Origin of the sequence: Acrocarpospora phusangensis, assembly GCF_016862995.1 — a bacterium.
GTDB lineage: Bacteria > Actinomycetota > Actinomycetes > Streptosporangiales > Streptosporangiaceae > Acrocarpospora > Acrocarpospora phusangensis.
On the sequence record NZ_BOOA01000035.1, the window covers coordinates 50,521 to 69,625 of the forward strand.

Sequence of the window (19,105 nt, forward strand, 5' to 3'; positions counted from 1 at the left end):
CCCTGCCGCCGGATGGCGCCGCGCCACCGACGCCCGCACCGCTGGGAGTGGGAGTACTGGATCTCCTGCGAGGGCGTTCGGCTGGTTCAGCGCCAAGGGTTCGGAAGTTTCGACCGTGCGTGGATGTCGGCGGAGCGGTCGTGGTTCAAACTGGCTGCGCTCTCGTGCGTAGCCCCGGAGTCGACAAGGATGGATCCATGAGCACCCCGATCAAGGTTGACGCCGCCAGCTACGCACCTCTGATCAGTGGCTTGAAGGCCCTGGCGAGTCAGCTCATCGCAGCCGCAGACACCGTCGACCTCGAATCCGCTCGGGCCGTGGTCGCTTCGGCCGGCCCGCCCGAGGATCCGGAGGTCGGGCAGCACCTGAAGTTCCTCGACGCAACGATCGCCTACGTGGCGGTCCTGCGAGACCTGGACGGTACCGCAAGGAGCCAGTCCTTCACCCACACCGAGGGCGGCGCGATGGGCATCTACAGAGACACGCCGGCGGACATTGAACCGTGAAGTAGTGCCAGGAAGTAGCAGTTCGCACCCGTACTGGCTGGTAATTACATGGAGGCTGGCCCCCTATGGGATCTTGTCCTACATTCGGGACGGGTTTGTTCCGGACAAGTGGGCTTCGGGTCGTGCACAAAGGCAAACAACCAGGCAACATGGTTGAATGGATTGGCGACAATTCTCTGTAGCGATACTTGGCCAGGTCTTTTCGTGGCCATGCGCTGTCCTGGTAGCTTTTCTGATCTTCCGGAAACCCATCGCTGGTCTTCTCGGAAAGCTGAGTAGCGTCGAAGGGTTCGGCCAAAAGATCACTTTCGGGCAGATCCTCAGCCAGGTCGAAGAAGATGTCGAGACGCTCGTGGCTCGCACGGGTGCATCATCAGCCGAACCCTCAATCCCAGACCTTGGCGCGGCACGCTGGAGTGGGACGTCGTTCGCGCCGACGAGAGTCTCGGGAACGATTCAGCGGCGACCGCTGAAGTCATCCCCGGGGGAACTGCTAAAGGCTCATGGACCCGCAGGAGCCGTGATCACGTCTTGGAAAGCTGTGGAGGATGCGCTGCGGCGACTCGCCAGTGTAGATCAAGTATCAAGCCGTTTGGCCTCCTACTCGCGCGAGTCGGACCTCATAGCTTCGACCCCCACAGCGAAGTTGGTTCGCGTTCTCGTTACTGCAGATATCGTGCCCGCGTCGCTAGAGCGTGTCTTCCAAGACCTTCGGAGGTTACGCAACGATGTTGCCCATGGCGGGCACTCCCCAGTTGAGGGAGAGGCAATCGCGTATGCCCAGGCGGCCCTCGATGTATCGGATGCCCTGGATTCCATCGCCACTGTGGTTAGGCAGGATGTTCTGAACCGGCAGATGGAGGAGACTTTCGGCACAGAGCCGTCGCCTCTGCCGTATCCGGACATAGAACCGTGAATGAGTGTCAGTAGCCCGCAGGTTACGGTCGTTAGGCCGCACCCTCGCCGGGGTCCGCGACAACCAGTCGTCCATGTGGACCCGCCGCTGAGAAGACTGGGCGGCCCCGAGGGGAATCGGAGCCGCCCAGTCCCGAGCTCCGTACAGCGGGATACGCGACCCGAGCTTTCCACACCTGGAGAGTCCCACTGACTCGCTTTCCGCCGTACGGGCATCCAAGGACCGACTAGTCCATGAGGTAGTGCAGCCCTGCCGCCACCGCGGCCAGGGCTGTCAGGCCGGCTATCGCGGCGAGCGGGACCGAGACTCCGCCCAGCACGCTCAGTCCAGCGATGGACAACCCCGAGACCACGCTTGAAAACAGGATCAACACGGCGCGACGGGACAGGAGCGGTCCCGGTTGGTGATGGCCGACGTCGTCCGTGGGTAGAGTCACGGCGACTCCTTTCTTGGCAACGAGCAGGGGATCATTGGGCGGCCTCCCTGCACGGAGGCTGCCCTCTGTGTTCGGCGGCACGACGCTATCCCCCGCCGCACAAGTGTCAATTCCCGCGCAGCTAGGCAAAACCCCAGTAAGCGGGCGACACGATATCCACCACCCACCAGGCCCTCACGTCGGGATGAGCCAGGAAACCCGCAGCGTACGTCCAGGGACGGGCTCGTCGTGATTGCGCAGGAAGATGCCCCACGGCGTGCCCTCCCGCCGATCAAGTTCGTCGCGCGAACGTAGAACAGCGAACGCTTGCGCCCCGCCCTTCTCCCGTCGATCTCACCCTGTGAAGGCACCCCGGACGGGGACCGCCTCCATACCGGGTCGGACGACCAGGGAGACGACGGATGTCGAGGACCTACCGCGCAAGCCGCCGCATGAACGGCGAGCAGCGCGCTGAACGCGCCGCACAGGCGTACGAACTGCGGCTGCAAGGTTTGACGATCGCGGTCATCGCCCGCGAGCTGGACCTGGCCGGCTCGACTGTGCACGAACTGCTCACTGAGTACTCCGCCGCCAGGCTGGACCCGCTCACGGACGAGTACCGCCGGATCGAGCTGGACCGCCTCGACGACTACACGGCCAAGGCCTACGAGGTGCTCGTCGCAGAGCACGTGCTCGTCCAGCACGGCAAGGTCATCTACGACCCGGAAACCGAGGCCCCGATGCGGGACCTCGCCCCGAAACTGGCCGCGATCGACCGGCTCGTCAGGATCTCCGAACGCCGCTCCCGCCTCCTCGGCCTGGATGCCGTCATCAAGGCCGACGTCACGGTCACCCCCGTCGACCCGACCGACCTCGCCCTGATGCAGCTCGTCACGGAAGCAAGAGCGAAGACCGCCGTGGAGGAAGCCCGACTGAAGGGCGAAGGCGCATGAGGGACGACGACGTGGTCACCGTGGTTCAGGACAGATTCCGCCTGCACGCTGCGGCCGTTGAGCCGCAGCCCATCACCAGCGTGATGCGCCTCCAAGTCCTGGCCCTGCCGGATGGCCGGTTCGTGCTCGTCGTCACGGGCGGCGCACTCTCCACTGACGACCACGACACGCTCGCGGGCCTCGCGGAAACCCTCGGAGCTGCCGAGCTGGTCGTGCTGACGCAGCCGATCGAGGTGGGCTGACGTGCCCACCCCGGTGATCCCCACGCGGGTGAAGATCGGCTACGCCCGGTACGGGGTCGTGGTCTCCAACGACGCGATTCACAAAGCCGACAGCGAGAACCACACCAACTACGCCGGCTTCTCCAACGGCTCCACGCAGAAGATCGTGCTGCGTGAGGACAACCCGCCCGACTACCAGGCGGAAACCCTCCTCCACGAGATCCTCCACCAGTGCTTGCGCGTCGCCGGCGTGGACGCGGACGTGGACGCCAAGGCGGGCCTCGCGGATGTTGAGGAGCGCGCCGTCAGGGCGATAGCCCCGAACCTGCTCGCCGCGCTCCGCGAGAACCCCGACCTGGTCGCCTACCTGCTCCACGACGGCCAGCCGGAGGGGCCCCGATGAAGGTCACCGCCGGCGCGCTCGCCTCCGTCCGGCGGCAGACATCGCCGCCATCTTCTTCGCGCCGTACTTCTTCCGGCCGATCGCCGCGGCGAGCGCCTTCGGATTCCGGGCGCCGCGCGCCTTCAGCGAGCGGGACAACGCTGCGAACCGCTTCCCGCTACCCAGCTTCGGCTTCCTGGCTCGCCCCTTACGTCGGGCCATCACAACCACCTCCTACCAGGGAGATCGACGACATGGAGTCTTCGCGATGAGCATCGACCTGGTCACTAGGAAGGCGTGGGGAGCCCGCGCACCACGCGGCGCCTACTCCCGCTTGACCTCCACGCGCGGCGTCAAGGTGCACTACACGGGCGGGCGCATCGACCCGAGGATGCTGGACGACCACAGCCGCTGTGTCGCCGCGGTGCAGGCCATCCAGGATCACCACCAGTTCGGCAACGGGTGGATCGACACGGGGTACAGCGCGCTCACCTGCTGGCACCGCAAGGTGTTCGTCGCCCGAGGCCCTCACGTCGTCCCGGCCGCTAACGGCGCCGGGCTCAACAGCGGCCACTACGCCGTATGCGCCCTCGCCGGAAACTCCGGCCTGGTGGAACCGACCGACGACCTCCTGCTGGGCATCCTCGACGCGATCGAATGGCTGCGCGCCGAGGGCGGCGCGGGACGGGAGGTCAAAGGCCACCGGGACGGGTACTCCACCGACTGCCCCGGAAAGCCGCTCTACGCGTGGGTCAAGGCCGGCGCTCCGAGGCCGGGAATCGTTCCGCCGCCGGCGAGCCCCCCGTCGAACGCGCCCAGCTGGCCGGGTCGGCTGTTGGAGTTCCCGCCCATCACCCGCGGCTCGGACGTCATGCAGTGGCAGCGCCAGATGCGCGATGCCCACGGGTTCGAACTCGCCGCCGATGGCGCGTACGGGCAGCGCTCCCGTGATGTCTGCAAGACCTTCCAGAGGAGGGCCGACCTCGACGACGACGGGATCGTCGGCCGCCTCACCTGGCGGGCCGCGTTCGCCGACCAGGACGAGACATGACGCCCACAGAGCAGCGGAACGCCCGCGCCGCGGCCGTCACAGCGGCCGTCCAGTTGCACGCCGCGCTCGGCCTGCCGCCCCTGCAGACCGGCGTCTGCGCGTGCGGAGCGATCCGCCTCGCAGAACGGCGCGTCCGCCACACCGCCGACGTACTCGCCGCCTTCATCGTCGGCACCACCGTCATCCGCCTCAAGCCGGTCGTGATCGTCGAAGAGGCGACATCGACATCCATCAACCCTCCAGAGGGAGCCACCACCATGCAGATGAACACGGGACAGAAGTTCTTCGTCGAGGTCGACACCGAGGACGCCTCGGGCTTCGACACGCACGAGACGATCGAGTGGGGCATCAGCGACGAGGCCGTCGCCACCTTGCAGATCTCCGAGGACACCCAGTCGGCATGGGTGGTGTCCGGTGCGCCCGGCTCCGCGGTGCTCACCGCCTCGATCCCGAACCTCAACCTGTCCGCCACCCTCGCGGTCGACGTGGTCCCGGCCGGAACAGCCACGATCGAGATCGCCGCCTCCGAGCCGGTCAACGAGTAGTTCGGCCGCCAACCCCCTCCCGCAGAAGGAATGCGCCATGAGTGTCCGAGCCAAGTTCCGGTGCCGGTCAGTGGAGACCTACGGGCCCAACGCCCAGCAGCGCACCTACCGATTCGGGGCGGTAGCCGACGACGGCATCCCCGAGAACCAGCGCTACGCCAGGTACACCCCCATCGGCGAGTTGAGCATCTCGGTGGACAACCCGGACGTCGTCTTCGAGCCCGGCAAGTGCTACTACCTCGACTTCACCCCGGCCGAGGACTGACCCCCCACAAACTCGGCCGCCACTTGGAAGTGCGGCCCCTACCCTCCAACGGAGGTTGCACGTGAAGATCTTCGGTCGCGAGCCCGACGGTCTTCTGCGGGCTTGCCACAAAAACGTCGGATTCACCTGGGAAAATGAACTGACATTCGAAACCCGGGCGAGTGCTGTAACACTCCCCGGGCGCGGCGATCACCTGACTGGAGGTGCTCGCGTGAGCGAGCGTACCTGTGAGTACTGCCAAGAGTCATTCGTTCCAAGTCGGCCTACCCGGCGTTTCTGCAGCGTGGCCTGTTCCACCAAGAGCCACCGCAGGAGCAATGAGTACGCACACCTCGTAGCGCAGGGCAAGAAGGAGTGCGCCACATGCGGGGAGACGAAGCCTCTCGACGAGTTCCACCGGCGGACGTCCGCCGGGCGGGACGGATGGGCATCCCAGTGCAAGCCCTGCACATCGGTCCGCTGCGCCGCTCGCAACGCCACCGAGGCGGTGCGTCAGCGGAGCCGTGAACGGAAGTTGGTCAAGCGATACGGCATCTCGCTGGCTGATTACGACCAGATGCTTGCCGATCAGGATTTCGCCTGCGCCATCTGCGACCGCGCACACAACGACGAGCAGGGCCCGCTGTACGTCGACCACTGCCACGCGACCGGCCGGGTTCGGGGGCTTCTCTGCCGCCCTTGCAATACAGCCATCGGTCACTTCGAAGACAACCGCCAACGGCTGATCCAGGCTGCGGCCTACCTCGAAAGGAACAGCACATGAAGATATTCGGAAGAGAACCGGCCGCGTGGCTGCACGCGCTCCAGGCCGTACTCGCCTTCGCCACCACGCTCCCGCTCGTCCAGGCGTGGGGGCTCAGCGAGGAAGCCGCCGCGGTCGTGATGACCATCGCGGGTGGCGTCGTCGCCGCGTGGGTCGCCATCGCAACCCGGCCGTTCGTCGTCAGCGCCCTCACCGGGGGAGTGCAGACGATCCTCACCGGGATGATCGCCTTCGGCCTGCCGCTCTCGCAGGAGTCGGCGGGCGCCGCGGTGGCCGCCCTCAATGTCGTCCTCATGCTGCTGATGCCGCTCGGCTTGACGCCGACAGCCGACCCTGCCCCCGACTTCGTGCGAGCCCGACGCCAGATCGTGCGCTGACCGCACCCGTCGAAAGCGGAGAGGAGGCGAGACCCCGTGACCATCACCGACACCTACCTGGCCGACGTGGACGCGTCCACGTTCGACCTGGAGGCGTACGTGCTGGAACGCGTGGACCCTCGCCTCCTCGAATCGGCAGAGGGCCGTCGGGCGCTCACCCGCCTCGACCCGCTCCTGTTCGCGGTCCTCTACACGCCGCACCTGATCAAGCACGACGGCAAGGTCTCGTTCGCCGACCTGCACCTGTGGCTGTGCCGCCACGCACGCCGGTGGCTACGCAAGCCAGGCCCGCGTGAAGAGCGGCATGCCATGGTCGCGCCGAGAGAGTCGGGGAAGTCCAGCTGGGCGTTCAAGATTCTCCCGCTCTGGGCCGCCGCGCACGGGCACCTGCGCTTCGTCGCGGCATTCTCCTCGTCAGCCACCCAGGCGGAAGGCCATGTCAGCGCGGTCCGCAACGAGATGGACACCAACCAGCTGCTCCGCCAAGACTTCCCGGACTTGTGCGCTCCCGCGCGGCGGCCGAACGGCTCGCCCGTGGCCGACTCGCGGCAGATGCTCTACACCCGGTCCGGGTTCTCCTTCGCCGCGCGCGGCCTCGACTCCGAGGTGCTGGGCCTGGTCAACGCCGATAACCTCCGACCGGACCTGATCATTCTCGATGATGTCGAGCCGGACGAGTCGAACTACACCCCGTACCAGGCGAAGAAGCGCCTGACGACGATCGTCGACACGGTGCTCCCGATGGCCGAGACGGCACACGTCGCCCTGGTGGGCACGGTCACTATGCCGGGTTCGATCGTGCACCAACTCGTCAAGACGGTCACCACCACCGAGAAGCCGGCCGACTGGATCGAGGAGGAACGCTTCCAGGTCCACTACTTCGAGCCGATCGTGAAGACGGAGGACGGTGAGGAGCGGAGCATCTGGCCGGCGAAGTGGCCGCTCGACTACCTGCGCTCGATCGAGCGCACCAGGTCCTACAAGAAGAACTTCCTGAACCAGCCGGTCGCGGTCGACGGCGACTACTGGACCCAGGAGGACTTCCGGTACGGCGACGTCCAGGCGGCCCGCGTGCTGCTCCAGATCGACCCTGCGGTGTCGACGTCCCGCACCTCGGACTTCTACGGGCTGGCCGTGGTCGCCTACGAGCGATCGAGCGGCGTGCGCCCGCCCGAGGCCGGGCATGGGATCGCCGCCGCCGTGGCCGCATTCGATGAGTATCGGGGCACGAAACCGATGCCCCGATGCGTGGTCCGCTACGCCCGCGCCCTACGCATGACGCCGGAGCGGCTTCGGGAGAAGGTCCTGGAGATCCTCACAGTCTTCCCGGAGATCGGCGCGGTCCGGATCGAGGTCAACCAGGGCGGCGACACCTGGCGGAGCGTGCTTCACGACCTGCCGGTGCGGCTGCTCGTCCACACCGAGTCGGCGCCGAAGCACGTACGGGCGACCTGGCTGCTGAACGACTACCAGCGCGGGCGCGTGCTCCACGCCGAGAAGCTTCCCGAGGCCGAAGAGCAGATGTGCGCCTACCCGCACGTCCTCCACGACGACCTGATCGACGCCGTCGGTGCCGGGGTCCGCTACTTCCTGGCCAGGCCCAAGCCGCGGCGGGCCAGCGCCACCACGACCAGCTACACGAGAGGTGCCGCATGATCCGCCGCTACATGACCCGACCTGCCGAGGTCGAGGTCATCACATGGATGGGCGACAACCTCGATGACGTCGTCGAGTTCCTCAGATTCGCGTCGCTCGGCCCTGAATACGCAGGTGTCCGGGTGACCGAGAACCGCGTGAAGATGCTCCTGCTCAACACCCCCGACAACCCGGTCACGCCCGTTCAGGTGAGGCCGGGCTGGAAGCTGGTGCGACTGGAGGGCACGGTCACGGCCTGGGCGCCGGAGACGTTCGCGGTCCTGTTCGAGCGGGTGGGCTGATGTACGCCTGGGTCACCAACCACGGCAAGCACGGCGGCGCGGCCAAGGCGTGGATGCACCGCAGCTTCTACCTGCACGGCCTGCCGCGCTCGGTCCTTTGGTGCCGGATCTTCGGTCACCGCCCGGTGGTGGACGGGTACGGCCCGGTCCGGCCTGGCTTGCACGCGGCGCGGTGGGTGTGCTGCGACCGGTGCGGCGTGCGCCCCGACCCCCAGGGCAACCTCGACGAGTCGGTGTGGAGCCTCGGGCAGCGGTATGACGGGCCGTTCGTGGAGCCATCCGGGCAGCTCGACCGGGCCACGGTCGAGCGCGTGGCCGAACTGATCTGTACTGGCGAGAGGAAGCCCGGACCTTGGCCGAAGAAGCCGACCGGCGACGTGTCGGCTGAGCTGGTGGTCGGCCGTACCTTCAGGGCGTTCAGCGTAGAACTGAAGATCGGCAATGCGGGTTCCGAGAATAAGGTCGCCGCCCACCTGCAGATCTGGCCATTCGGGGCGCTCTACCTCTCCTTCGGAAGCTTCGGGACCTGGCTCCAGCGACGACTGAACCCAGTCGGATACGACTCCCGGGGGATCGAACTCTCAGCTGGAGAGTGGCGGATCAGCTGGAAGTTGTGGGCCAAACGAAACGAGTGGTCCCGGGACGACCCGAAGTGGATGCAGGGCAGCATCAGCCTCGACCTGATCGAGCACATCTACGGGCCGAAACGCTACAACTACGAGAACGTCGGCGAGCCCCAACAGATCACGGTCCGCATGCCCCACGGCGATGACCACGAGGCGACCGTCCAACTTCAGCGGCAGACTCTCGGCCGCCGTCGAGGCCGCAAGCGGTACGCGTGGGTGGTGGACTGGACGGCCGAGGGGGGTATCCCTACCCGGCCAGGGGAGGATCGCGGCGGGGTGTGGAGCTCGGCTGTCGAGGTCCCGGACGCGGCAGTCGAGGACGGCGGGTGGCCGATGGTCGCCGCCGCCTGCATCGCGTCGGCACTGACGGCCGACCGGGTGCGGCGTGGATATCGGGTGGCCACGTGATCGAGGATCTGATCCCCGCACTCGCTGAACTCCGCGCGGCTCGTCCGGCGTACGAGGAAGCCGAGATGTACCGGGAGGGCGAAGCCCCCGAGAAGTTCGCCTCGCCCGCGATTCAGCGGGCGCTCCGGGGCGGCACCAAGGACTTCGCCGTGAATCTGGCCGCGCGCCCGGTTGACGCCGTCCTCGACCGGCTGGAGATCACAGGCGTCGTCTGCACCCCCGACCAGCACACCGCGCTGTTCGAGACGGCGGTCTGGGAGGCCAACGAGCTCGACATCGAGTACCCGGAAGTGCACGACAAGACGCTGACATTCGGCGACGGCTACCTGTTCGTCTGGCCCTCGGAGAGCAGCCGCGACGAGGAAGCGGACGGCGAACAGGTCGCGAGAATCGACGGCGTCGACATCTTCTTCAACTCCCCGCTGACCTGCCGGGCGATCTACGACGACGAGAACCCGCGCCTGATACGGCTGGTCATCAAGGCATGGTGCCGGGGGGACGGCAAGGAGACGGAGACCCGGGTCAACCTCTACTACGCCGATCACTGCGAGAAATGGGTGACCAGGCCGGACTCCCGGGGCAAGGACGAGGACCGACTGACGGCCGCCGACTTCGAGCCGTACACCGACGAGCACACCGACGAGCAAGGCCACATCGACAACCCGTACGGCCGCCCGCCGTTCTTCCACTTCCGGACCCGCCGCCCCTACGGTCGGCCCGTCCACAAGGGCGCGTACGGGTCGCAGGACGCCATCACCAAACTGATCACGAACCAGATGGCGGCCTCGGATTTCGCCGCGTTCCCTCAGCGGTACGGCCTTCTCGATCCGACGGCCGGTTCGGACGACGACATCGACTGGGGCGACGAAGACGAGACCGAGCCGGAGGACCGCGACTCCCAGCTCGTCGCGTCCCCGGGCAGCATGTGGAACCTGCGGCACTACAAGGAGGTCGGCCAGTTCGCCCCCGCCGACCCCGACGCGTTCCTGAAGCCGCAGGGCCAGTTCATGCGGTTCATGGCCGCGACCACCACCACGCCGAGCCGGTGGTTCGACCCGTCCGGCGATGTCCCGTCCGGCGAGAGCCTGAGGGCGGACGACGCGCCGCTCAGCAAGAAGGCCAAGTTCATCGCACGCACCTTCGGGGCGACCTGGAAGGACGCCTTCGAGTTTGCGCTGCGCATCCTCGGCGCGACAGCCAAGGTCGCTGTCCAGTGGGCGCCCCCACAGGCCACCGACGACCTGGAGTTCTGGCAGGCCGTCCAAGCCCGTCAGGACGCCGGCGTGCCGGTCCGGCAGACACTCCTGGAGGCGGGCTACACGGACGCCGAGGTCACCGCGTGGGGCTACACCGAGGACCAGCCGAACGGACCCGACTGGAGCAGGCCGTCCCGAGAAGAACCGCCCATTCCCGTCCCGGTGCCACCCGCTCCGCCCGGGGATGACACGTGACGCCCGACGAGGCCGAGCGCGAGATCACAGACCTGGAGGACTCGACGGCCGCCCGGGTACGCCGGATCGTGGCCGACGCCCTCGCCGGCGGGGTGGACGCAAGCCGCCTCAGGTCGTTGGCCCGGAGGCTGGCCGACATCCTGAGGGGCGTGGTCGTGGGTGCGGCCCAGCTCGGGGCCCGGATCGCCCAAGCCCTGGCCGGGCTGCGCCCGCGACGCGTCGTCATCCCGCCCGCCGTGCTGCCGCCCGTGACGCCCCCCATCGAGCGGGTCGTCGCCCGCGCGGTGGCCGACCTCGAACATCGCCCCCGGCGGCAGGTCGCCGAACGCGCTGCCGACCAGCTCGCTGACGTCGGGCAGGGCCTCGTCACGCGCGCGGTCGCCGCAGGCACGGAGGTCGTGGCCCGGCGGCGACCGGACGCCGAGGTGATGTGGATAGCCGAGCGGGACGCCTGCCTGACCTGCCAGCGGCTGTCCGGCCACATCATGCCGCCCGGCCGCCGGTTCCCGGCCAGCGTGACCTACGGCGACAAGCCGCTGAAGTGGGACAAGTTCGACGGCCACCCGCCCCGGCACCCTCACTGCCGGTGCCGGATCCGCGTCGTCATCGGCGACATGAGCGCAGCTTCGGCGGCCCTGCAGCGGGAGGCCCGGCGGAGTGTGGTCCGCGGCTTCAGCATGCCGGGCGAATCGGGTGCGGCCCGGGTGCGCGCTGCTGACCGGCTGCTCCGCCGCGGCGCTGGCCTCCCCCGGTCGGTCGAGGAGTACGGCCGCGCGGCTGTTGCGGCGGGCCGGTTCCTGCGCGGCCGCCAAGTACCTGCGGGCGCTGGACGGCGCCCACGATGAGAGGAGTCCGGATGGACTGCACAAACACCCAGCCCAAGACCCTGCCGGTCCACCCGTGGACTGGCCTGCGGGCGCTGGCTGTCATGCCGTCGGGCCGCGTCATGTGGCCGGTCGTGGGCGGCTCGGGAGACGACGACCCAGAAGGTGATCCGGAGGCCGACCCGGAGAACGACCCCGAGGCCGATCCGGAGGGCGACCCCGAAGCTGATCCGCAAGAGGATCCCGACGAGGGGAAGAAGCCGAAGCCCGCGAAGGGCGACACCGTGCCGCGCTCCGAACTGGCCAAGGTGATCGCCGCTCGGGATGAGGCGAAGAAGAAGCTTCGCGAGAGGGACCGGGAGCTGGAGGACCTGAGGCGGCAGGGGGAGACCGCCGAGGAGACCGCACGCCGTGAAGCGGCCGAGGAGGCCAGGAAGACGGCCGACGCCCGTTACAAGCCGATCTCGGTACGGGCGGCCCTGCTGGAGGCGGGCGTCCTGCCCTCCCGGGTGAAGGGCGCGCTCAAGCTGGTGGACCTGGAGCAGGTCGACGTGGATGAGGACGGCGAGGTGTCCGGACTGGACGGTCAGCTGGCCAGCCTGAAGGAGGAGTGGCCGGAGCTGTTTGAGGCGCCCAAGGGCGACGGGAAGCCGGAGCCGCGCCGCCCGCCGAGTAGGGGCGCCGACGGGGCTGACCGGAAGCCGCCGTCGAAGAAGCCGCCGACCGCCAGCGAGCTCCAGGCGGCCAAGCTGCTCGGCAAGGCGGTGTAGGAGGGCCGATCCTGCCGCGCTTGCGCGGCGGGTACCTCGTGTCGATCTCCTTGGTAGACCGCCCTGGACGGGGCGGCGGTAAACGGACCCGGACGGGCCAGATCCCATCGCTACCGAGGATGAAGGACCCGACCGTGGCCCGTAAGAGCGGCTGGCTCGCCCCCATCGGCTGGATGCCCGAACCGGGCGACCTGATCGGCTACCGCAAGGATGGCCGCCCCATCTACCTGGCTGGTGGTGGCGCGGTCAACAACGTGGACGACTGGATCCCCGAGGAGTTCTCGGGTGAGGTCATCCAGCGCGTCAACCAGATGTCCGTGGTCGAGCGGTTCGCTCGCCCGTGGGCGATGTCGACCCTCACCCGCAGCGTCCCCCGGTCGGCGGGCATGGACGTTGAGGGCATCGCCAAGGGCGGCACCTACGGCGAGGACACCAGCAACAACGACGAGGTGATCCTGCGAGCCCGCAAGATGGGCAAGGCGCTACGCCTGGACGACGAGGACCTCCAGGACTCGACCCTGGTCGACATCCTGAACACCAAGAAGCGCGACTGGGCGACTAGCTACGCCAAGTTCTACGACCAGGCATGCCTTGGTACGACCGGCGCGGAGAACGGCACCACGATCCTGTTCACGAGCCTCTACAAGTCGCTCCGGACGACGAACTCCGAGACCGGGTACACCGCGGACGCCAACTACGTGGCGAGCGCCTCCGGCTCTGCCGTCACCTACGCGAACCTGTCCAACGTGCTGGGGCTCGCCGAGCAGGGCGACTACTGGGACGACTCCCAGGCCCTGGTGATCGCCCACCCCGGCTACAAGCAGAAGCTGCGCGGCATCGTGGACTCCCAGCAGCGGCCGATCTTCGTGGAAGGCCAGGGCGGGGACAAGGGCACGCCGTCCACGCTGTTCGGACACGAGATCGCCTGGTCACTGGGGGCGAAGACTCACGCCACCAACACCTCCAACCCGACCGGCAACCAGCTGCTGATCGTCGGCAACCGCGACTACCTGTACAAGGGCGTCCGGTCCGGCCCCGAGTCCTACGTCGCCGGGGCCGACACCGGCATCGGCTTCCTGACCGACCAGGCCGTCCTCAAGATCCGGTCCCGTCGTGGGTTCGCGGTCGCCCACGAGGCCGCGTTCGCGGTCCTTGAGGACCTGTAGACCTCCGTTGGTGCGGCGGAGGGGCGCTGAGGGTGCGCTAGGGGCCCCAGATCCCCAGGACTGGGGCCCCGGGCCCGACACGAAAGGGACGAGCAGGTGAGCGACGCGAAGGGCCGCTGCCCGGAGTGCGGGACCGACGATGTCAGGCTGACCAACGCCGGCAGGCTGTACAAGCATCCGGGCAGCGATGGCGAGGCCTGTCTGGGAACGGGGCAGGAGCCCGCACCAGCGGACGCGGTCGTCCCCGTCGACCTTGTGGACGAGGACCCCGACGACTGGGGTGACGAACCCTCCGAAGACGCCGGCAAGCCCGAGCCGACCGCCGCCGACTCCGCGGGGAGCGCCTCGGTCTACGACTGGGTGCTCCCCATCCAGCAGCCCGCGCTCTACCTCGACGACGTGGCGTGGCACTACGCGAACGCCCAAGCCGCGGCGGCGGCGGCCGAGGCGGCCGGCCACACCGTGGCGGGCGAGGCCAAGTGCACCAGCATCCAGGCCAACGAGGACGGCACCGGACTCGACCTCACCTACACGGTCCCTCTGGAGGCACCCCGTGGCTAGATCACTCGTCCTCCGCCGGCGGCAGGACGGCACGCTCCGGCCGATCGGCGGCTGGCCCGAAGAGCACACGTTCGCTCTCTCATTCCTCACGCGGGAGATTGCGGCAGGTACGGCCAAGGTCACCGTCACCATCGAGGGGGCGGACGGCCCGGTGAGCTACGCCTTCGAGGGCTTCGATCCGCACGTCGATCAGCACGGCGAGCCCGTTCCTGACCCGGTCACGGGCGAGCCGAAGCCGAACTACACCGCCTGGCGCTGCACGAAGGTGGAGAGCTGACGTGGCTGACCTCATTCTTAACAACGCCCTCGGCCGCATCCGCACGTTCGCCGAGCTGGCCGGCTCGAATGACGCCATCGTGGTGGTTCCGCTCGAAGCTTCCGGCCTGGAGGCGGATGCCACCCTGCGCGACTATGACGATCTGGCGTCCCTGCTCGCGGGCTCCAGCAACGAGCAGACCACGCTCGGCCGGAAGTCGCTCACGTCGGCGCTCACGGTGACCGTGGACGACACCAACAACCGGGTGGACATCGACGCCCCCGACCAGGTGTGGACGGCCACAGCGGGCAACGCGGTCGGCGCGCTGCTCTGGTGCTACGACTCGGACACGACGGGCGGCGGCGACGCCTCGATCGTCCCGATGTCCAAGCACGACTTCTCGTTCACGCCCGACGGCACCGACGTGACCGCCGTGGTGGCGGCGGCCGGGCTGATGCGGTCGTCTGGCTAATGGCAACCGGCTCGATCCCGCTGCTCATCGCCGCCGCGACACCGCCTGACGGCACGACCAACAACGCGGCACCGAGCACGCAGAGGGTGAAGACGTCGGCGTCGGCGCCGACACCGTACTTTTTGCAGGCCGCGTTCGACGCCACGACCAAAGAGCAACTGACCTGGTCGTGGCGGATGCCTGCGAACTACGCCAGCGGGCTCACAGTCAAGGTCACGTACAAGATGGCGTCCGCCACCACGGGTGGTGTTGTCATCGAGGCCAGGGTGGCGGCGATCTCGCCGGGGGACGCCACCGACGCGGACGCGAAGGCGTTCGGCAGCGCGAACACATCTTCGACCAGCACCGTTCCTGGGACGGCCGGTCACGAGGCGGAGATCTCGCTGGCGGTGGCCAACAACGACTCGCTCGCCCCCGGCGACCACGTGGTCTTCTACCTGGCCAGAGACCCCGGAGCGGGCGGGGACACGGCGGCCGGCGACATGGAAATTGTCGCGGTCAGTCTCGACTACACGACCACGTAGGGGCGGATTATGGCGGTGTTGTCCGAACAGGCACGCGCGAGGCTCGGGGCCGCGTGGATGCGGGATGCGAGCGAGCAGCGGCAGTCGTGCGCCTTCACGAAGCCGGACCTTGCCGCAGCGATCGCCGCCGTGGACCAGTGGGTGGAAGACAACCAGGTGGCCTTTAACCAAGCTCTGCCGCAGCCGTTCCGAGGCGCCGCCACCACCCCGCAAAAGATCGAGATACTCGCGTACGTGCTCTGGCGGCGCATCGGGAGGCTCACAGTTCCCGAGGACGGCTGATGGCCCGGTCGTTCAGCGGCGCGAACCTGGTCACCTCGATTGGAGGGTTGAGCGGGATCAACGGCGGTGACGTCACGCTCGCCGTCATCCTCCGGCTCAACGCGACCACGGGCGGTGTGATCGACGTCCGCAACAGCGGAGGCACCTCGATCAGCACCATCAACACCGACGCAGGCCAGTACTACTACGCCACGAGGGGCGCCGGAGAATTTTCCACGATCATGGCGTCGAGCACCACCGACAGCTGGCACTTGATCGGAGCAACGAAGGCAACGGGGACGGTGGCGCCCCGGGGCCACAAATATGTGTACGGCACCAACACGTGGTCGCATGCCGCCGGCGGGGCCACAGTCAGGGACGACACGGGCACCCCGGGCGCGTCGGGGACTGTGAGGTTCGGACTCCTATTTTCCGACCAGTTGAATGGCGATCTTGCTGCGGCGGCCGTTTGGACGCGCGTGCTCAGCGACGCCGAGATGGAACTCCTCCCGTTTTCGCTGGCCATGTGGCACGGGCTGTCGCCGGCCGCGTTCTGGGTGTTCGACCAGGCGGCGACCGGGATTGCGCTGAATGATCTGACGGGGAATGGTGCCCAGCAGTCCTCGCTGTCCGGAACCAGCGTCGCCACCGCCGGCGTCCCCCTCCTCTCGTACGGAGCGACCGTCCCGATGGTGGCCTCCCCGTCCGCGCAGAGCATCGACCTCGGGCAGGCCGTAGAGACGGGACTCGCGCAGCCGCTCGGTCGGATGAAAAGCCTCACCCTGGGGCAGGCGCTCGCGACAGAGGCGGGTCAGCAGGTGCGCCCGGTCCGGCATCTTCCGTTCGGGCACGCGGCGGAGGCTGTGGTCGGCGGAGCCGTCGCCCCGGCCAAGTCCGACATCCTCGGCGTGGCCACCGAGACTGCGATGGGGCAGCCGGTCGGTAAAGCCAAGCAGGACACTCTCGGCCAGGCCAGCGCGTTGGAGGTCGGCCAGCCGGTAGCGGAGACGAAGGCCCGCTTGCTGGGCCAGGCCGCTGAAGCCTCGACCGCGCAGCCGCTCGCGAGGACGAAGGCGGGTGCTCTCGGCCAGGCCGTCGAGTCCGGAACCGCGGCACCCATCGCGTGGGCTCGCGCTGTGCTGTTCGGCCAAGCCGTGGAGACCGCGACAGCGGGCATCGCCACCCCGGCGAAATCCGACGGCATTGGCGTGAGCACCGAGACCGTAACGGGCCAGCCTCTCGGCAAGACCAAGCACGGCGCCCTCGGACAGGCCGCAGCCTCGGAGACCGGCCAGCCGGTGGCCAAGGCGAGGTCGCGCATCCTCGGCCAAGCCGCAGAAGTCGGCACCGGTCAGGCGCTCACGGCCAGCAAGGTCCGCGCCCTGGGGCAGGCGAGCGCGGCCGAAACGGCTGCTTCGGTGGCGTACGCCCGCGCCGTCCTCTTCGGACAGGCGGCAGAAGCTACGACGGCTGGGGAGGCCGACCCGGCGAAGGCGCGCACGCTCGGTCAGGCAACCTCCGTGGAGACCGCTGAGCACGTGGGTGGGCTCTCGGACGTGCAGCTCGGCCAGGCCGTTGCCCTGGAGACTGCGACGATCCTGGGGCGAGTCAAGCAGAGGTTGCTCGGGTCGGTGACTGAAACGGCGGCGGGGCTCGCGCTGGCCCGGGTCAAATCGGCCACACTGACGACTGCCATCGAGGCGTCCGCCGGCGGTGACCTCACCGCGCAGAAGGCACGGCAGATCGGCCAGGCCGTCGAGGTTGAGAGCGCACTCCCGGTTTCCACCAACGAGCAGCTCATGCTCGGCCAAGCCGTCAGCGCTGAAACCGCCGGCGCGTTCGCGGAATCGAAGGCCGGCCATCTCGGCGTGGCCAGCGAGCAGGCTGCGGCCTGGCCGACGGACCCCCGGAAGGAGCGGTTCCTCGGAGTCGCTGCCGAAGGTTCGAACGCTTTCAGCAGCGACGTGGTCAAGGTGCGGGTGGTGGGCACGGCGGCGGAGGTTGTCGCCGCGGTCGTGTTCGGGCTGGCGAAACGTCACCTCCTCAGTCAGGCGGCCGAATTCGACGTGGCGTTCGCCATCGGGAGCGGCCTTCACGTTGACCTCGGCCAGGCGGCGGCAGTCGAGGAGGCCCGACCAATGCAGACCGGGCGGCAACAGCTCCTGGCGCTCGCAGTCGAGGCGACCACGGCAGGGCGCATCTGGCGTCGGCCCCGCGCCGGGTCGATCTACCAAGGTGAGGCGGACGTCGCCGGAACCTCGGGTGAGGCCGGGGTTGACGGAAATTGGGGCGGGTCTGCCCGCCGGAGGGAGGCGTGATGGCACAACTGCTGAAGCTGCGCCTCATCGAGGGCAACGACGACACCGTCGAGCTGGCGATCACCCGGAACGGCGCAGCGGTCCCTCTCGCGGACGCCGACATCGAGCTGCTGCTGAAGACGACCGAGTACCAGACCGACGACGACGCCGTGCTGCTCAGCCGGGACGGCGGGGAGATCACGGTCACCGACGCGGATGCCGGTCTGGCGGAGGCCACCTTGGACGGCAGCCTCATCACCGCCGATCTCACCTGGTGGCGATGCGACGTCATCGACGCGGGAGCCCGCCACACCGCCCTGTACGGCGACCTGGAGGTGACGAACGTATGACGTGGACAACCCCGACGCAGGCCTCCAACTGGACACGGAAGGCGCTCGACCAAGAGGACTTGGACGCCGCCTACCCGGTCATCGAGATCGAGTCCGGCGTCACCCTCGAAGCGGCGCCGGGTCTGAAGCCGCGCGACCTTCGGCTGCTGAAGTACGCGGAGGCGTACCAGGCGGCGTGGATGGCCGCGCAGGTGGACGTGGCCACACGGATGGACGTCGACCAGGTGGTGCAGGACGGCATCCAATACAGCAAGGGCGACCCGGACGCGCACGTCCTTGCCCCGTTGGCGGCTCGGTGCCTACGCAAGCTCTCGTGGAGGCGATCGCGCTCCACACAGGCGCTCACGCCCGCCCAGGCGGCGGCCCGCAGGGGCGTCATGCCTCCGGGGACCGTGGACGGCACTGAGGAGTGGCTGGACGACCAGCAGCTGTGGGAGCCGCTGTGAGCGGGTTCCTGCCGACCACCACCGTGGCCGTGCTGCGCGGCGAGACGACGGACGAGTACGGCGACGTCGTCGACTCAGACGCGCCCGTGAAAGGTCACGTCCCGATCTCCCTCAGCGAGCGCGACAAGCGGGTGTGGGTGCCGGCCGAGAACCGGACCACCGTCGTACGGCAGATCACGGGGCGAGCCCGGCCGAACGCGGACATCCGCGAGGGCGACCGCTTGCGCGACGAGGGCGACCAGTCGATCTACCTGGTTGAAGGGGTCTCCCGCCCGCAGTCGCCCATCGGGGCGGCTGACGTACGGCTGACCCTCAGGCGGGTCGACGACCAGCCCCGGTAGACGGGGAGACGGCCCGCAGCC

General features: G+C 68.4%; 26 protein-coding genes. All 26 read left to right on the forward strand.

Annotation, left to right across the window (positions count from 1 at the left end):
- The first annotated feature begins 197 nt into the window (after positions 1 to 197).
- The 26 genes from Aph01nite_RS21480 to Aph01nite_RS21605 all read left to right on the forward strand — a co-directional run bounded on the left by Aph01nite_RS21480 (position 198) and on the right by Aph01nite_RS21605 (position 19,084).
- Positions 198 to 506: a hypothetical protein gene (locus Aph01nite_RS21480; protein WP_204042734.1), complete on the forward strand. Its 309-nt coding sequence runs from the start codon at positions 198 to 200 to the stop codon at positions 504 to 506.
- A 157-nt stretch (positions 507 to 663) separates the two neighbouring features.
- Positions 664 to 1,422 carry a hypothetical protein gene (locus tag Aph01nite_RS21485; protein ID WP_204042735.1) on the forward strand — a complete coding sequence of 253 codons (759 nt, stop codon included), beginning with the start codon at positions 664 to 666 and terminating at the stop codon, positions 1,420 to 1,422.
- An 837-nt stretch (positions 1,423 to 2,259) separates the two neighbouring features.
- Positions 2,260 to 2,790 carry a hypothetical protein gene (locus tag Aph01nite_RS21490; RefSeq protein WP_204042736.1) on the forward strand — a complete coding sequence of 177 codons (531 nt, stop codon included), beginning with the start codon at positions 2,260 to 2,262 and terminating at the stop codon, positions 2,788 to 2,790.
- Positions 2,787 to 3,032 (forward strand): hypothetical protein, encoded by a 246-nt coding sequence (locus Aph01nite_RS21495; protein WP_204042737.1) that lies wholly within the window; start codon positions 2,787 to 2,789, stop codon positions 3,030 to 3,032. Before Aph01nite_RS21490 ends, Aph01nite_RS21495 begins: the two co-directional genes overlap by 4 nt.
- A gap of 1 nt (position 3,033) precedes the next feature.
- Positions 3,034 to 3,414: a hypothetical protein gene (locus Aph01nite_RS21500; protein ID WP_204042738.1), complete on the forward strand. Its 381-nt coding sequence runs from the start codon at positions 3,034 to 3,036 to the stop codon at positions 3,412 to 3,414.
- 247 nt (positions 3,415 to 3,661) lie between these two features.
- The gene (locus tag Aph01nite_RS21505) at positions 3,662 to 4,444 is read left to right on the forward strand and encodes a peptidoglycan recognition protein family protein (protein ID WP_204042739.1); all 783 of its coding nucleotides are present in this window, start codon (positions 3,662 to 3,664) and stop codon (positions 4,442 to 4,444) included.
- Complete coding sequence (locus tag Aph01nite_RS21510) at positions 4,441 to 4,989, forward strand: hypothetical protein (RefSeq protein WP_204042740.1); 549 nt, start codon at positions 4,441 to 4,443, stop codon at positions 4,987 to 4,989. The genes Aph01nite_RS21505 and Aph01nite_RS21510 overlap by 4 nt, the downstream gene beginning before the upstream one ends.
- Positions 4,990 to 5,026: 37 nt before the next feature.
- On the forward strand, positions 5,027 to 5,254 hold the full coding sequence (locus tag Aph01nite_RS21515) for a hypothetical protein (RefSeq protein WP_204042741.1): 228 nt from the start codon (positions 5,027 to 5,029) through the stop codon (positions 5,252 to 5,254).
- Positions 5,255 to 5,768: 514 nt separating this feature from the next.
- Positions 5,769 to 6,017 (forward strand): endonuclease VII domain-containing protein, encoded by a 249-nt coding sequence (locus Aph01nite_RS21520; protein WP_204042742.1) that lies wholly within the window; start codon positions 5,769 to 5,771, stop codon positions 6,015 to 6,017.
- Complete coding sequence (locus Aph01nite_RS21525; RefSeq protein ID WP_204042743.1) at positions 6,014 to 6,394, forward strand: hypothetical protein; 381 nt, start codon at positions 6,014 to 6,016, stop codon at positions 6,392 to 6,394. Before Aph01nite_RS21520 ends, Aph01nite_RS21525 begins: the two co-directional genes overlap by 4 nt.
- Before the next feature lie 36 nt (positions 6,395 to 6,430).
- Complete coding sequence (locus tag Aph01nite_RS21530) at positions 6,431 to 8,050, forward strand: hypothetical protein (RefSeq protein ID WP_204042744.1); 1,620 nt, start codon at positions 6,431 to 6,433, stop codon at positions 8,048 to 8,050.
- A gap of 11 nt (positions 8,051 to 8,061) precedes the next feature.
- Positions 8,062 to 8,331: a hypothetical protein gene (locus tag Aph01nite_RS21535; RefSeq protein ID WP_204042745.1), complete on the forward strand. Its 270-nt coding sequence runs from the start codon at positions 8,062 to 8,064 to the stop codon at positions 8,329 to 8,331.
- Positions 8,331 to 9,365: a hypothetical protein gene (locus Aph01nite_RS21540; protein WP_204042746.1), complete on the forward strand. Its 1,035-nt coding sequence runs from the start codon at positions 8,331 to 8,333 to the stop codon at positions 9,363 to 9,365. The genes Aph01nite_RS21535 and Aph01nite_RS21540 overlap by 1 nt, the downstream gene beginning before the upstream one ends.
- A complete protein-coding gene (locus tag Aph01nite_RS21545) occupies positions 9,362 to 10,816 on the forward strand; it encodes a phage portal protein (protein WP_204042747.1) in 1,455 nt (484 codons plus the stop codon). Before Aph01nite_RS21540 ends, Aph01nite_RS21545 begins: the two co-directional genes overlap by 4 nt.
- Positions 10,813 to 11,661, forward strand: a complete 849-nt coding sequence (locus Aph01nite_RS21550; protein WP_204042748.1) for a putative phage head morphogenesis protein — start codon at positions 10,813 to 10,815, stop codon at positions 11,659 to 11,661. The genes Aph01nite_RS21545 and Aph01nite_RS21550 overlap by 4 nt, the downstream gene beginning before the upstream one ends.
- Positions 11,662 to 11,672: 11 nt before the next feature.
- Entirely contained in the window at positions 11,673 to 12,410 is a 738-nt protein-coding gene (locus Aph01nite_RS21555; protein ID WP_204042749.1) for a phage scaffolding protein, read from the forward strand.
- Positions 12,411 to 12,544: 134 nt separating this feature from the next.
- Entirely contained in the window at positions 12,545 to 13,576 is a 1,032-nt protein-coding gene (locus Aph01nite_RS21560) for a phage major capsid protein (protein ID WP_204042750.1), read from the forward strand.
- A 96-nt stretch (positions 13,577 to 13,672) separates the two neighbouring features.
- Positions 13,673 to 14,137: a hypothetical protein gene (locus Aph01nite_RS21565; RefSeq protein WP_204042751.1), complete on the forward strand. Its 465-nt coding sequence runs from the start codon at positions 13,673 to 13,675 to the stop codon at positions 14,135 to 14,137.
- Positions 14,130 to 14,414 (forward strand): hypothetical protein, encoded by a 285-nt coding sequence (locus Aph01nite_RS21570; protein ID WP_204042752.1) that lies wholly within the window; start codon positions 14,130 to 14,132, stop codon positions 14,412 to 14,414. Before Aph01nite_RS21565 ends, Aph01nite_RS21570 begins: the two co-directional genes overlap by 8 nt.
- Before the next feature lies 1 nt (position 14,415).
- On the forward strand, positions 14,416 to 14,865 hold the full coding sequence (locus Aph01nite_RS21575) for a hypothetical protein (protein WP_204042753.1): 450 nt from the start codon (positions 14,416 to 14,418) through the stop codon (positions 14,863 to 14,865).
- Positions 14,865 to 15,389: a hypothetical protein gene (locus Aph01nite_RS21580; RefSeq protein ID WP_204042754.1), complete on the forward strand. Its 525-nt coding sequence runs from the start codon at positions 14,865 to 14,867 to the stop codon at positions 15,387 to 15,389. The genes Aph01nite_RS21575 and Aph01nite_RS21580 overlap by 1 nt, the downstream gene beginning before the upstream one ends.
- 9 nt (positions 15,390 to 15,398) lie before the next feature.
- Complete coding sequence (locus tag Aph01nite_RS21585; protein WP_204042755.1) at positions 15,399 to 15,671, forward strand: hypothetical protein; 273 nt, start codon at positions 15,399 to 15,401, stop codon at positions 15,669 to 15,671.
- Positions 15,671 to 17,968, forward strand: coding sequence for a hypothetical protein (locus Aph01nite_RS21590; RefSeq protein ID WP_204042756.1), 2,298 nt, complete (start codon positions 15,671 to 15,673; stop codon positions 17,966 to 17,968). The genes Aph01nite_RS21585 and Aph01nite_RS21590 overlap by 1 nt, the downstream gene beginning before the upstream one ends.
- Positions 17,968 to 18,297, forward strand: coding sequence for a hypothetical protein (locus Aph01nite_RS21595; RefSeq protein WP_204042757.1), 330 nt, complete (start codon positions 17,968 to 17,970; stop codon positions 18,295 to 18,297). Before Aph01nite_RS21590 ends, Aph01nite_RS21595 begins: the two co-directional genes overlap by 1 nt.
- Positions 18,294 to 18,743: a hypothetical protein gene (locus tag Aph01nite_RS21600; RefSeq protein ID WP_204042758.1), complete on the forward strand. Its 450-nt coding sequence runs from the start codon at positions 18,294 to 18,296 to the stop codon at positions 18,741 to 18,743. Before Aph01nite_RS21595 ends, Aph01nite_RS21600 begins: the two co-directional genes overlap by 4 nt.
- Complete coding sequence (locus Aph01nite_RS21605) at positions 18,740 to 19,084, forward strand: hypothetical protein (RefSeq protein ID WP_204042759.1); 345 nt, start codon at positions 18,740 to 18,742, stop codon at positions 19,082 to 19,084. Before Aph01nite_RS21600 ends, Aph01nite_RS21605 begins: the two co-directional genes overlap by 4 nt.
- The last annotated feature ends 21 nt before the right edge of the window (positions 19,085 to 19,105 follow it).